Annotated in this window: 10 protein-coding genes; 6 read left to right on the forward strand and 4 right to left on the reverse strand. The window is 63.0% G+C overall.

The window, feature by feature from the left end:
• Positions 1–9: 9 nt before the first annotated feature.
• Together mtnA and mtnK are read right to left on the reverse strand one after the other, a co-directional pair.
• Positions 10–1104: an S-methyl-5-thioribose-1-phosphate isomerase gene (gene mtnA / locus NKJ35_RS04895; RefSeq protein WP_352645361.1), complete on the reverse strand. Its 1095-nt coding sequence runs from the start codon at positions 1102–1104 to the stop codon at positions 10–12.
• A complete protein-coding gene (gene mtnK / locus NKJ35_RS04900; RefSeq protein ID WP_352645362.1) occupies positions 1101–2372 on the reverse strand; it encodes an S-methyl-5-thioribose kinase in 1272 nt (423 codons plus the stop codon). Before mtnK ends, mtnA begins: the two co-directional genes overlap by 4 nt.
• Positions 2373–2507: 135 nt before the next feature.
• On the opposite strand from mtnK, the gene NKJ35_RS04905 reads away from it, so the two are divergent.
• From NKJ35_RS04905 to NKJ35_RS04915, 3 genes are all read left to right on the forward strand, one after another.
• A complete protein-coding gene (locus NKJ35_RS04905) occupies positions 2508–4019 on the forward strand; it encodes a sugar ABC transporter ATP-binding protein (protein ID WP_352645363.1) in 1512 nt (503 codons plus the stop codon).
• A gap of 83 nt (positions 4020–4102) precedes the next feature.
• Positions 4103–5098: an ABC transporter permease gene (locus tag NKJ35_RS04910; RefSeq protein WP_352645364.1), complete on the forward strand. Its 996-nt coding sequence runs from the start codon at positions 4103–4105 to the stop codon at positions 5096–5098.
• A 45-nt stretch (positions 5099–5143) separates the two neighbouring features.
• Entirely contained in the window at positions 5144–6199 is a 1056-nt protein-coding gene (locus tag NKJ35_RS04915; protein WP_352645365.1) for a substrate-binding domain-containing protein, read from the forward strand.
• A gap of 71 nt (positions 6200–6270) precedes the next feature.
• Here the strand turns inward: NKJ35_RS04915 and NKJ35_RS04920 are convergent, their stop codons facing one another.
• Positions 6271–8325 carry a bifunctional aldolase/short-chain dehydrogenase gene (locus NKJ35_RS04920; protein ID WP_352645366.1) on the reverse strand — a complete coding sequence of 685 codons (2055 nt, stop codon included), beginning with the start codon at positions 8323–8325 and terminating at the stop codon, positions 6271–6273.
• Positions 8326–8409: 84 nt separating this feature from the next.
• Positions 8410–9375, reverse strand: coding sequence for a sugar-binding transcriptional regulator (locus tag NKJ35_RS04925; protein ID WP_254818705.1), 966 nt, complete (start codon positions 9373–9375; stop codon positions 8410–8412).
• A gap of 185 nt (positions 9376–9560) precedes the next feature.
• Here NKJ35_RS04925 and NKJ35_RS04930 point away from each other — a divergent pair, with 185 nt between their 5' ends.
• From NKJ35_RS04930 to NKJ35_RS04940, 3 genes are all read left to right on the forward strand, one after another.
• A complete protein-coding gene (locus tag NKJ35_RS04930) occupies positions 9561–11201 on the forward strand; it encodes an acyl-CoA synthetase (RefSeq protein WP_352645367.1) in 1641 nt (546 codons plus the stop codon).
• Positions 11202–11439: 238 nt separating this feature from the next.
• Complete coding sequence (locus tag NKJ35_RS04935; protein ID WP_352645368.1) at positions 11440–12048, forward strand: TetR/AcrR family transcriptional regulator; 609 nt, start codon at positions 11440–11442, stop codon at positions 12046–12048.
• Positions 12049–12110: 62 nt separating this feature from the next.
• On the forward strand, positions 12111–13262 hold the full coding sequence (locus tag NKJ35_RS04940; RefSeq protein ID WP_352645370.1) for an efflux RND transporter periplasmic adaptor subunit: 1152 nt from the start codon (positions 12111–12113) through the stop codon (positions 13260–13262).
• Positions 13263–13315: the final 53 nt, after the last annotated feature.

Here is a 13315-nt window from a genome sequence, read left to right on the forward strand (position 1 = left end):
AAAAGCCGATCATCCGCGCTCAGGAAACATCGTCTTCAGGCCTTCGCGCGAGGCCGTAGCGACACCGCGTTCGGTGATCAAACCGGTGACCAGCCGCGCCGGCGTCACGTCGAAGGCCGGATTGGCCGCCGGCGTGGCTTCCGGCGACACGCGGACCTGGGCTATCTCGCCGGACGCGGTCTTGCCCCAGACCAGCGAGACCTCGTCGGGCGAGCGCTGTTCGATCGGGATTTCGGCCAGCCCGTCGCCCACGGTCCAGTCGATCGTCGGCGACGGCAGCGCGACATAGAACGGCACGTCGTTGTCGGCGGCGGCCAGTGCCTTGAGATAGGTACCGATCTTGTTGCACACATCGCCGTCGGCGGTGGTCCTGTCGGTGCCGACGACGACCATGTCGATCTGGCCACGCTGCATCAGATGGCCGCCGGCGTTGTCGACAATGAGCGTATGCGGCACGCCGTGGCCGGCCATCTCCCAGGCGGTCAATTGGGCACCCTGGTTGCGGGGTCGCGTTTCGTCGACATAGACATGGACTGGAATGCCGGCTTCCGTCGCCAGATAGATCGGCGCGGTGGCGGTGCCGTAGTCGACGGTGGCCAGCCAGCCGGCGTTGCAGTGGGTCAGGATATTGACCGGTTCGCCCTGCTGCTTGCGCGCCGCGATCGTCTTGATGATTTCGAGCCCATGGGCGCCGATGGCGCGGTTGAGGCCGACATCCTCGTCGGCGATCTCGCCGGCACGCCGATACGCAGCCGCGGCACGTTCTGCCAGGGGAAGCGTCAGCAGGAAGCGCTGCATTTCGTTCAGCGCCCAGCGCAAATTGATCGCCGTCGGGCGCGTTTCGTGCAAGGTTGCCCAGACGGCGTCGAGTGCCGCATCCGACGGGTCGTCGGCCATCTGCATGGCGACGCCATAGGCAGCGGTGACGCCGATCAGCGGCGCCCCGCGCACCCACATGTCGCGGATTGCCGTGGCGATGCCGGCGACGGTATCGATCTTTTCGATGCGGAAATCATGCGGCAGCCAGCGCTGGTCGATGATCTCCACCGAACGCCCGTCGTCACTCGGCCAGATGGTGCGGTAGTGGCGGTCGCCGACGTTCAAATCCTGCTCTCCCGTTCGATCAGCGCGGCCAACCGGTTGACCTCGTCGATGCTGTGGATCTGGCGCCGGTTGACGGCGAGGTGACGGCCGAATTTCAGCGCCTTTGCCTCACATCTGGCGCGCAGATCAGGATCGGCAATGGTCTCGAAATCGGCATTATGGGCAAGGCCGAGAATGCGCCGGTGAACCTCGACGCCGGCAAAGCCGAGCAGATCGGTCCAGATCGACTGCAGCATGTGGTCTAGCGCCTGCTCGGCGCCAAGCCTGTCGCCCTGATCCTCGAACAGACTCTTGTGGTAGAGCATGCCGGTACGCTCGGTTCGCCACAGATGCGAGAACTCGACGCGGAATACCGACCATGTCTCGACCGTAACGCCGAGCAGATAGTCGCGCATGGCATCGCGGCTTCCGCCCTGTTCATGGCCGCGCTGCGAGAAGAACGCCATCCAGAAATTGGCGAGCAGCATGCCGACGTCGAAGGCGATCGGGCCGTAGAAGGCGAATTCGGGATCGATCATCCGCGTTTCGGTGTCGGTGACCATGATCGAGCCGGAATGCAGGTCGCCATGCAGCAGCGTCTCGGCATTGGCAGCGAAGATGTGCTTCATGCGCTGCGCCTCGACCTTGAGGTCGCGGTCGGCGCGCAGCTCGGCGACAATGCCGTCGAGCTGCGGGCTGGTGTGCCGGTTCATCTTGGCATCGAAATACGGATCCGAGAAAACCAGGTTCTCGGTGATGTCGCAGAGTTCGACATTGTCGGCGAACAGCGCCAGATCGGCCTTGCGATCCTTGGTCGCCATATGCAGGTCGGAGCCGCGAAACAACGTGCGGGCCATGAACAAGCCGATGTCTTTCGCGATGTTCGGCAATTGCCGGCCTTCGATCAGTGCCCGCCGCAGGATGATGTGCGGCGACAGGTACTCCATGATGATCAGCGCCTGGCCTTCATCGAAGTGGTAGATCTCAGGCACCGAACCCGGCGCCCGTGCCTGTTGCCGCGTCAGCGCATGGTATTCGAAAAAGGAGCGTTTTAACGGCAGCGGCCAGCTGTCGCCGACCAGCCGGACGTAGGGCAGGGCCTGCTTGACGACGGCCGCACCCTCAGCACCTTCGACGATGAACACAAGGTTCAGATTGCCGTCGCCGACTTCACGAACCTTCCACTGGCTCGTATCCTTGCCGATCTGCGAACACAGGGCCTCGTTGGCACCGAGACGGCCCGCCAGTGTCTCGACCGACAGTGCTTCGAACGGCGATTTCCCAGTCATCCTCACCTCCCGCTTATGTGCTCCGATGATAGCGGAGCCATGGCGGCCGGGCCAAGCTAGGAAGCCTTCTGGCAATTGTCAATCGTGTTGACAATTGCCGATATAGCCCATAGCGTCACGGTCAGGGAGGAACGAATGGGCAATGATGCCGTGTTCCGCGTCGACGGCCTGAGGAAATCCTTTGGCCATATCGAGGTGCTTGGCGGCGTCTCGCTCGAATTGCATGCCGGCGAAGTGACCGTGCTGATGGGCGCCAACGGCGCCGGCAAATCCACCCTCGTCAAGATCATCAGCGGCGTTTACGACCATGGCGGCGGCTCGATGTCGCTTGCCGGGCATGAGTTCGACCCGAAAACGCCGGCGGAGGCGATCCGCGCCGGCGTCGTTACTGTCCACCAGAACATCAATGACGGCGTCGTCGCCGACCTCGACGTCGCAACCAACCTTACCCTCGACAGGCTGAGCGGCAGCGGCGTGCCGACGCTGTTCAATCCGGGCCGAGTGCGTCGCGAGGCAAAGGCGGTGGCCGACCGTATGGGACTGGCCATCGACCTCAAGGCCCGGATCAGCGATCTCTCTCTGGCCGATCGCCAGATGGTGGCGATCGCCCGCGCCATGGCGCACCGGCCGAAAGTGCTGATCCTCGACGAGCCGACCTCCTCGCTGTCCAGCGCCGAAGCCGACCGGCTGTTCGCATTGCTCGACCGGCTCCGCCAGCAAGGCGTGGCGATCCTCTACATCTCGCACCGTATGTCGGATATCAGACGGCTTGCCGATCGCATCATTTCAATGCGCGATGGGGTTATCTCAGGTATCTTCGACAAGAAGCCGCTGGATTACGAAGGTGCGGTCAACGCCATGCTCGGCCGTAAGATCCAGCTCGAGCGGATCGTCGCCAGGAATTCGGCCAAAGCAATTTTCACTGCCGATGCGTTGCGGATTGCTGAAGGCGCCAGGCCGATTTGGCTGACCCTCGGCGACGGCGAGGTCGTCGCCATCACCGGCCTCGTCGGTGTCGGCAAGACCGCACTCGCCGAGACGCTGTTCGGTTTGCGCAAGCCGCTGTCCGGGACCATGGTGCTGAACGGGAAACCCTATGCGCCGGCGTCGACCGGCGAAGCGATTGCCGCCGGCGTGTTTCTCGTCGCCAAGGACCGGGGCGAAAACGGCATCGTCGGCGACTTCAACATCCAGGAAAACATCAGCCTGCCGTTCCACAGTCGCATGTCGCGTCTCGGTGTTCTCAAACGCGGTATCGAACGCGCTGTTGCCCGCCAGCAGATCCAGGAGTTGGGCATCGTCTGCCGCTCCGAGAGGGACGAGATGGCGTCGCTTTCCGGTGGCAATCAGCAGAAGGTGATGGTCGCCCGCTGGATGTCGCAGGCGGCAAGGCTTTTCATCCTCGACGAGCCGTTTCAAGGTGTGGACATCTCGGCCAGACGCGATATCGCCGCAAAGCTGCGGGCGAGCGCCCACGGCCGCGCGACGCTGCTGTTCGTCACCGAACTCGACGAAGCCCTGGAGACAGCCGATCGCATCCTGGTGATGTCGGAGCAGACGATCGTCGGCGAGCACCGCAATACCGATGTCGATCTCGAGCGGCTATTGGCCGAAGTGGCGGGCGGGCCGTTGCACAGCGCAGCCTGACAGCGGGAAGACGATGAGAATTGGAATGGAGAGGGTATGAATTCGGGTCGGATAAAGACGGTGCCAGCGTGCGGGAGCGCTGAATGATCCTGCGCGACCATGCTATTCGCTACGGCTTCATCGTTCTGTTGTTCGGGCTGATCGCCTATTTCGCCGTCGCCGCCGATGGTTTCGTCTCGCCGCAAAGCGCCGTCTTCATCTTCCAGTCGGTCGCCATCACCGGCGTTCTGGCGCTCGGCGTCACCGCTACGCTGGTCGTCGGCGGCTTCGACCTGTCGATCGGCTCGGTCGCCACCAGCGCCATGATGGCGGCTGCCTACGTCATGGTGGTGCTGGAACAGAACGCCGTCGTGGCGGTCGTCGTCTGCCTTGTGATCGGCGCCGTCGTCGGCCTCATCAATGGCTGGCTGATCGTCTATATGCGGGTGCCGGACCTTTTGGCGACGCTCGGCATGATGTTCCTGCTTGTCGGCCTGCAGCGCATACCTACCGAGGGCCGTTCGATCGCCACCGGCATGACCATGCCCGACGGCTCGGTCGCCAACGGCAGCTTCGGCGCCGCGTTCCTGGCGCTTGGCCGCCATCGCTTCGACTTCTTCATCCCGAACCTCATCCCGGTGTCGGTCGTCGTCCTGCTCGTGCTGGCCGTACTGATCTGGTTCTTTCTAGAATACACGCGTTTCGGGCGCATGATGTATGCGGTCGGCAGCAACGAACGCGCTGCCGAACTCGCCGGCGCGCCTGTCAAGGCATACAAAATCTGGGCCTACGTTATTTCTGGGGTTTTTGCCTCGACCGGCGGCATTTTGCTCGCCGCCCGGCTTGGACGTGGCGACATCGCCTCGGGTAATAATCTGTTGCTCGACGCGGTGGCTGCGGCACTCATCGGTTACGCGGTTCTCGGCGCCGCCAAGCCGAACGCCTTCGGCACGGCTGTCGGCGCGGTGTTTGTCGGCGTGCTGCTGCAGGGCCTGACGATGATGAACGCGCCTTACTACACGCAGGATTTCGTCAAGGGCGTGGTTCTCGTGGTCGCCCTTGTCTTCACCTTCGCCCTGTCCGGTAGGGGCAGGAGATAGGTTTCGACCGGTTACATTTTGGGTTCAACAAGTGGAGGAAGCGACGTGAACATCACAAGAAGACTTTTGGGGAAGGCAGCGCTCGGGCTTGCCGGCGCAACATTGCTGATGCAGTTGCCAGCGATGGCGCAGGATCGGCCGGCGCCGTTCGACAAGCCGGGCGGCGTCAAGATAGCGCTGGTGCGCTATCTCTCGACCGGCGACTTCTTCCAGGCGTATTTGTCCGGCGTCGAGGCGCAGGCCAAGGCACTCGGCGTCGACCTGCGCGTGCTCGACAGCCGCCAGGACGCGGCGCTTCAGGCGGACATGGTCGACCAGGCCATCGCGCTCGGCGTCCAGGGCATCATCATCCAGCACGGACTGACGGAATCGATGAAGGACGCCGCCCAGCGCGCGGTCGATGCCGGCATCAAGGTCGTCGCCTTCGACGTCAATGTCGAAAACCCCAAGATCCCGCAGATCGAGCAATCCGACCGCGACCTCGCGCGCCTCGCACTCGAACAGGCGGTCAAGGACAATGGCGAGAGCTGGAAGGCCGGTTATGTCTATGTCGCCGGCATCGCGCCGCTCGACCGGCGCAACGAGACCTGGCTCGAATTCAAGAAGAAATATTCGGGCATCGACGAAGTCGCCATGTTCGGCACGCTCGACAATCCGATCGCCAATTCGGTCGCCAACCAGGCTCGCTCGGTGTTGTCGGCTCATCCCGACATCAAGGTGATGTTCGCGCCCTATGACGAATTCGCCAAAGGCGTGAAGATCGCCGTCGACGAGGCCGGGTTGAACAAGGACATCAAGATCTATTCGGCCGACATCTCTACGTCGGACATCGCCGCGATGCGCGAGCCCGACAGCGCCTGGGCGGCAACCGCCGCCACCAACCCGGCCGTCGTCGGCCAGGTCTCGGTGCGTGCGCTGGCGCAGCTGTTGGCCGGTGAAGATCCCGGCCACAACGTCATCGTGCCGCCGACGCTGATCACTCAGAAGGATCTGATCGACAAGGACATCAAGAACATGGAGGACCTCTCGGCCAAGCTGCCGCAGTTCGCCCATGCCGATGTCGCCATGCCGGCCTGGATGCCGAACCCGAACGCGAAGTAGTCTTTCGCTATCGGCAAAGGAAAAGAGCGGCTCGCGGGCCGCTCTTTTTTTTGTTGGCCCGGTGTTTAGATCTACCTCAACGCCGCCGCGATGTTGCCGCCGTCAACCGTCGTCACATCGGCGGTTGTCCGCTCGGCCAGCGCTTGATGCAGAAAGGCCTGGGCGACGTCTTCGGCCGTCACTTCCTGCCCGAGCAGGTTGCCGGACATGTACTCCTTCTCCGACACGCCGCGTGCGCCCGAGCGGCTGGCGATCATGGCATCGGTCAACAGCCCCGAACGGATGCGGTCGGCGTTGACGGCATTGGAGCGGATGCCATGCGCGCCGTAGTCGAGGGCATATTGCCTGGACAAAAACAGCGTTGCCGCCTTGGGAACGCCATAAGCGCCGAACTTCGGCCCCGGATTGACCGCCTGCTTGGAGGTGTTGAACAACAGCACGCCGCCGGTACCCTGTTCCAGCATGATGCGTACGGCATTTTGCGCCGCCGACTGGTGTGCGAAGAAATTGAGTTCGAAACTCTTGCGCAAGGTGGCGTCGTCGAGCTCGCCTATCCGGCCCTCCCAGGCAGCGCCGGCATTCGAGACGAGAATGTCGAGGCCGCCGTAGACGTCGACCGCTTTGTCGAACGCAGCGCGCATCTGCGTCGGATCGGTGATGTCGGCGCCAATGCCGATCGAACCGTTGCCGGCCTTTTTTGCCGCCTCGGCAGCCCTTGACCCATCGAGATCGACGACGACGGCATGGGCACCGTTGTCGGCGAACAGCTTTGCCGTGGCAGCACCGATCGCCCCGGCGCCGCCGGTGACCAGCACAACCTGGCCAGTCAGCGGCTTCGGCTTGTTGGAGGCGAGCTTGGCCTGTTCCAGCGACCAGTATTCGAGCGGGAACAGGTCGGCTTTGGACAGTGGACGGAAGTCGCCGACCGCTTCCGCTCCGCGCACCGCCTCGATCCACATTTCGCCGACGTCGGAGGCGATCTTCGCCTCCTTGAGCGTGCGGCCGTGGCCGAACATGCCGAGGCCGGGCACCAGCGTCAGCCGCGGCATCGGATCGAGCATGGTGCGCTTCACGTCGTCGAGCGCGTCATTGGTGTCGAAATAGGCGCGATAGTCCTTGGCGAATTTCTCGACATGCTGGCGGATGACGGATTTGTAGTCGCCTACCTTGTCAGCGTCGGGCGCCGGCAGTGCCATCGGTCCGGTCTTGATGCGGATCGACAGGTCGGGTGTCGACACGCCGCGCCCGGCATAGTCGCCAATTTTTGCCGAATTGATGAAATCCACGATCGCATCCGAGGTGCGGAAATCGCTGATCATGCGGTCGAAGCGGCCTTCACCGCGCGCCACCGCCACCGCGCCGCGCAGCATCGGAGCAATCTCCGCGGGCTTGGCCAGCCCGGCTGGCAGTGCCAGCTTTTCGGTGCGCGGCTTGCCGTTCCCGGCGATGAAATCCTCGGCGACGTTCACGTAATGGATCATCCGGTCATAGGCCTGTTTGGCATCGTCGCCGAAGGTGAAAATCCCATGCTTGTCGAGGATCAGGCCTTCGACCATCGGATCGGCGTCGAAAACATCGGCGGCCGCCTTCGCCAAATCGAAGCCCGGCATGATGTAAGGCACAAAGCCCATCTTTTCGCCGAACACCTTGCGGCTCAGCGCCTCGCTGTCCTCCTGGTCGACGATGGCGAGGATTGCGGTCGAATGCGTGTGGTCGACGAATTTGTGCGGCAGAAAGGCGTGCAGCAGCGTCTCGACCGATGGATTTGGCGAGGACGGATCGATGAGGTTCGCCCGCTGCAGCGCGACCATGTCCTCGTCGGAGAGCTTCTTCAGCGACCGCGCCTTCAACAGCGCGCCGAGCTTGACCGCCGGCAGCCCCTGCGGCTCGATGACGCCCATGTCCCAGCCGCTGCCCTTGACGCAGAGCACGTCCCACTCGTCACCGACAAGATCGGTGGCCTTGGTCTTGCACGAGGTGTTGCCGCCGCCATGTAGGACGAGCCGCGGCTCGCCGCCCAGCAGCCTGGTCGTGTAGACGCGCAACGCCAGGTCGCGGGCCACACCCTTCTTTGCATAGTCGGCGACCAGCTTCTCCGCTTCGCCGTCATTCCATAGGTTCTTCATGTCAGCTTCGTCCGATTTCTCTTTGTTGTGAACAGGAATGCCGCGACGCTTTGATGACAATGCACCGGCGGCTGGAATCAACTATCAGGCGACCTTTTCTGCTGCCGCTCCGGCATGGTCGAGCAGCCGTCGTGCCATGCGCGCGCCGACGACGAGATGAGTGCAGAGCCCGCCGGCGATCGCCGCGACGAGCGGTTCGAACTTGCTCTCCTCCTGCACCACCACAAGGCGCTTTTCGATCTGGCGCAGCGATGACAGCTCCGCCGAAATCAGCCGGCGGTTGTAGCTGCAGTCGAGCGCCTGGCCCTGGGCGTCGATGATTTGCCCGGCAATGACGCCGGCCGCACCCGCCTTGCGCAATGCAGCCATTTCGCTTGGCGTCAGCGCGCCGCATTTGACCAGATGGCTGTCGGTATCCACTGAGCCGACCGAGTATAGCGCCAGGTTGCAGTCACCGATGCCCGACAATTGCTCGCGGATCACCGGCTCGGCGCGCAGGCCGCGTGCCAGTTCTTCCGTCGTCAGCACCAGCGGCGCGTAAAAATTCAGTCCCTTTGCGTTGAGCCGGCGGGCGATCTCCATGGTGCATTGGTCTGGCCGGTACGAATAGGGGGCGCCGAGATTGCCGCAGAGCTGCACCACGGTGACGTCCTGCAGATCGGCATAGGACATGATGTCGGCGATGGTGTAGATGGTCCGCCCCCAGGCGACGCCGATGCGGTCGCCCTTCCTGACCAGCTCGAGGAAGACGCTTGCCGCAAGTACCGCGATGTCGGTGGACGGGTCGGCGACATAGCCGTTTTCCGGCGCGATCCAGACGGCGTCGAGCTTCAGCGCGTCTTCCAGCTCCCGCGCCAGCACGTCGTCGGTGAAAAGCTGGGTCGAGGTCGAGATGTTGACGATGCCGGTCTCGCGCGCCTTGCGCAGATACATGGCCACCGAGGCACGCGAAATCTTGAGCTGGCTGGCCACCTGGTCCTGGCGCAAGCCGTGTGCGTAGTAAAGCCAGGCGGCCTTGTGGATAAGCTGTTCTGCCGGTCGGATCGCCATGCCATCTCCTCGCTGACATTATTCATGGCTCTCGACAAAAGTCAAATTGGAGGAAGGAATAGATGCGCTTTCGCTCGCCGAATCTAGACCGTTCTTATGCCAAACGCGGTCTATGATGGCATCGTTGGTGGTGACGGGCCGGAAGCCGGTAGCTAAAGTTATCGACGAAGATTGCGGAGGACGGGATGGGCAATCCCTACGAACAGGACCTCGATCGAAATCCGGCCAACCATCAGCCGTTGACGCCGCTCACCTATTTCGAGCGGGCGGCAAAAACCTTTCCCGACCAGGTCGCCATCATTCATGGCCGCCGGCGCACGACTTATCGCGATTTCTGGAAACGCTCGCTGAGGCTTGCCTCGGCCCTTTCTAAGCGCGGCATCGGCAAGGGCGACACCGTCACTGTCATGCTGTCCAACACACCGCCGATGCTGGAAGCGCATTTCGGCGTGCCGATGACCAAGGCGGTGCTGCACTCGCTCAACACCCGCCTCGACGCCGCCGTCATTGCCTTCCAGCTCGATCACGCCGAAAGCAAGGTGCTGATCGTCGACCGCGAATTCGCCGGCGTGGTCCGGCAAGCGCTGACGCTGGCCAAGGTCAGGCCGCTGCTGATCGATTACGACGATCCCGACTATGCCGCCGATGCGCCCTATCCCAAGGGGGAACGGATCGGCACGCTGGACTATGAGGCGTTTGTCGCCGACGGCGACGAGGATTTCGCCTGGTCGATGCCGGACGACGAATGGGATGCCATTTCGCTCAACTACACCTCCGGCACGACAGGCAATCCGAAGGGCGTCGTCTGTCACCATCGCGGCGCGGCACTGATGGCCTATGCCAACACCATCCATGCCGGCATGGGCAAGCACCCGGTCTATCTGTGGACGCTGCCGATGTTCCATTGCAACGGCTGGTGCTTTCCCTGGACGCTTGCCGTCCAGGCTGGCACCCATGTCTGCCTGCGCTGGGTGCGGCCGAAGCCGATCTACGACGCCATCGCCGATCACGGCGTCACCCATTTGTGTGGCGCGCCGGTGGTGATGTCGGTGCTGATCAACGCCAGGGACGAGGACAAGCGGCAGTTTCCGCAGACCGTCACCTTCAACACCGCCGCGGCGCCGCCGCCTGAGGCGGTGCTGTCGGGCATGGCCGATGCGGGCTTTGCCGTCACCCATCTCTACGGCCTGACCGAGACCTACGGCCCGGCCGTCGTCAACGAATGGCATGGCGAGTGGGACCGGCTGGAGAAGGGGGCGAGGGCGGCGAAGAAGGCCAGGCAGGGCGTACGCTACGCCGCGCTCGAAGGCCTGACGGTGATGGACCCGCAGACCATGCAAGAAACGCCGGCCGACGGCGAGACGATCGGCGAGGTGATGTTCCGCGGCAATATCGTCATGAAGGGCTATCTCAGGAACCGCAAGGCGAGCGACGAGGCTTTTGCCGGCGGCTGGTTCCATTCGGGCGACCTCGGCGTCATGCATCCGGACGGCTACATCCAGCTCAAGGATCGTTCCAAGGACATCATCATCTCCGGCGGCGAGAACATCTCCTCGATCGAGGTCGAGGAGGCGCTCTACAAGCATCCCGCCGTGGCTTCCTGCGGCGTTGTCGCCCGATCCGACGATAAATGGGGCGAGGTGCCCGTCGCCTATGTCGAGCTGAAGCCGGGCAAGGCGGCGACCGAGGCCGAAATCATCGAGCACTGCCGCGCGCTGCTCGCCCGCTTCAAGGTGCCGAAAGCGGTGATCTTCGCCGAAATCCCGAAGACTTCGACGGGCAAGATCCAGAAGTTCCGGCTGCGGGAGATGGCGAAGCAGCCTTAGCGCCTGATCCGAAACGGAACCGATTTCGGAAAGCATCTTTCCAAAAATCCTTCGCACAAAAAGACGCGCGCTGTCGCAGGCGCGCCCGGCGCCAATCCCATGCGCTTCATGGGCCAACTCCGTCCAGAGATGTCACCCTCTGTCGTCAGCGGCCAAAATCGTGCCTTGACAGGTGACGGTTTTCAATTTACGAGTGACGAAATTCTAAATTCGTCAGTCGTAAATTTTGGCAAACGAGATGCTTGAAACCCTAGACACCGCCGCCGATTCCGCCCGCCAGGAAAATGTCACGCGCATCCTGGATTGCGCGGAGCGATTGTTCCGCCACTACGGCTACGGCAAGACCAACGTCGCCGACATAGCGCGCGAACTTGGCATGTCGACTGCCAACATCTATCGCTTCTTCGCCTCCAAGGTCGAAATCCACCAGGCGGTTTGCGGCCGTATGCTCGAGACCTGCTACCGGTTGACCTACGAGGCCTGCCATGGCCCCGGCACCGCCAGCGAAAAGCTCCGCCGCTACGTGCGTACGCACTATCAGTGGACGCTCGAGACCATGATCGACCAGGAGAAGGTGCACGAGATGGTCATCGTCGCCATCGAGCGCGACTGGCACGTCATCGAAAAGCACATCGACAGCATCCATGAACTGGTCGCGGAAGTGATCCGCGAGGGCATCGCTACCGGCGAGTTCGTCGATCAGGATCCGGTGATCGCTTCCCGGTGTTTCGGCGCTGCCATTATCAGCCTCTGTCATCCGCAGATGGTGGCCCAGTGCCTCGCCAAGAAGAACCGGGCAACGCCGGACGAGCTTGCCGACTTTGCCATCAGAGCCTTGAAGAAATGACCGTTGCCGCCCGTCGGGCGGCGATGCCGAGAATTCATCTCCACAGTTCGGGAGTACGAAAAGTGTCTTTGTCCAAGTCCATCACCAACGGGCGACCGGTCGCCGGCCTGGCATTGATTGTCGTTGCCGCCCTCGGCCTCGCCGGCTGCTCGCAGGAGAAAGCCGAGGTCACCGAGATCATCCGCCCGGTCAAGGTGGTCGAGATCGCCAAGGCGAGTGATACCCGTCAGCTTTCCTATTCCGGATCGGTGCGTGCCCGCACCGAGATGAATCTCGGCTTTCGCATCAACGGCAAGATCACCGAGCGCCTTGTCGACATCGGTGACCGCGTCAAGCCGGGCGACGTTCTCGCCCGCATCGATCCCACCGACTACGAGCTTTCGGTGAGAAGCGCTCAGGCTAGCCTCGATGCTGCCGACCGTCAGGTCGAGACAGTCGAGCTTACGCGCAAGCGCGCCGAACAGCTCTACGCCAAGAATTTCGCGCCGAAGTCGCAGCTCGAGCAGGCGACGCTCGCCTATAATCAGGCGGTCGCCACGCGAGACTCCGCCCGCTCGCAGCTTGCCCAGGCGCAGAACCAGGTCCGCTATACCGATCTCAAGGCGGACAAGAAGGGCATCGTCACCGCCGTTGCCGCCGATGTCGGCCAGGTGGTCGGCTCCGGCACGCCGGTGGTGACCGTTGCCATCGACGGCGAGAAGGAAGTCCTGATCGCTGTTCCCGAAACCGATATCGCCGAATTCAAGCCGGGCAAGACTGTCAAGGCTGGCTTCTGGTCCGACGAGGCGCTGACGCTCGACGGCAAGGTCCGCGAAGTCGCCGGCAGCGCCGATCCGCAGTCGCGCACCTTTGCCGTTCGCGTCAGCCTGCCCAACGATCCTCGCGTGCTGCTAGGCATGACCGCCTCCATCGAAGCCGCAGCGGACAACCGGCAGCAGCTGGTGTCGATCCCGCTGGCCGCGTTGGCGCAAAAGGACAGCCAATCGATCGTCTGGACCGTCGACCGCAATGGCGGGACCGTCCATGCGCATCCGGTCAAGGTCGCCGCCTTCACCCCCGACGGCGTCAGCGTCGCCGATGGGCTGAAGCCGGGCGACGTGGTCGTCGCCGCCGGCACGCAGTTCATGACCGAGAATCTGAAAGTCAAGCTGACCGGTGATGCAGCGCAACAGTCGGCATCGGCCGATGACGACGCTGCAAGGCGCTTGCGCTGACGGCCAGGCAATTCACGGTTTCCGGGCGGCAGGCGCCCCCGATTTTCGAGTTC

The organism is Mesorhizobium sp. M0136, assembly GCF_040322515.1.
GTDB lineage: Bacteria > Pseudomonadota > Alphaproteobacteria > Rhizobiales > Rhizobiaceae > Mesorhizobium.

Coding starts and splice junctions, on each gene's coding strand:
- mtnK (WP_352645362.1), bottom strand. CDS start 2,372: ATGACTGGGAAATCGCCGTTCGAAGCACTGTCGGTCGAGACACTGGCG.
- NKJ35_RS04905 (WP_352645363.1), top strand. CDS start 2,508: ATGGGCAATGATGCCGTGTTCCGCGTCGACGGCCTGAGGAAATCCTTT.
- NKJ35_RS04910 (WP_352645364.1), top strand. CDS start 4,103: ATGATCCTGCGCGACCATGCTATTCGCTACGGCTTCATCGTTCTGTTG.
- NKJ35_RS04920 (WP_352645366.1), bottom strand. CDS start 8,325: ATGAAGAACCTATGGAATGACGGCGAAGCGGAGAAGCTGGTCGCCGAC.
- NKJ35_RS04925 (WP_254818705.1), bottom strand. CDS start 9,375: ATGGCGATCCGACCGGCAGAACAGCTTATCCACAAGGCCGCCTGGCTT.
- NKJ35_RS04930 (WP_352645367.1), top strand. CDS start 9,561: ATGGGCAATCCCTACGAACAGGACCTCGATCGAAATCCGGCCAACCAT.
- NKJ35_RS04935 (WP_352645368.1), top strand. CDS start 11,440: ATGCTTGAAACCCTAGACACCGCCGCCGATTCCGCCCGCCAGGAAAAT.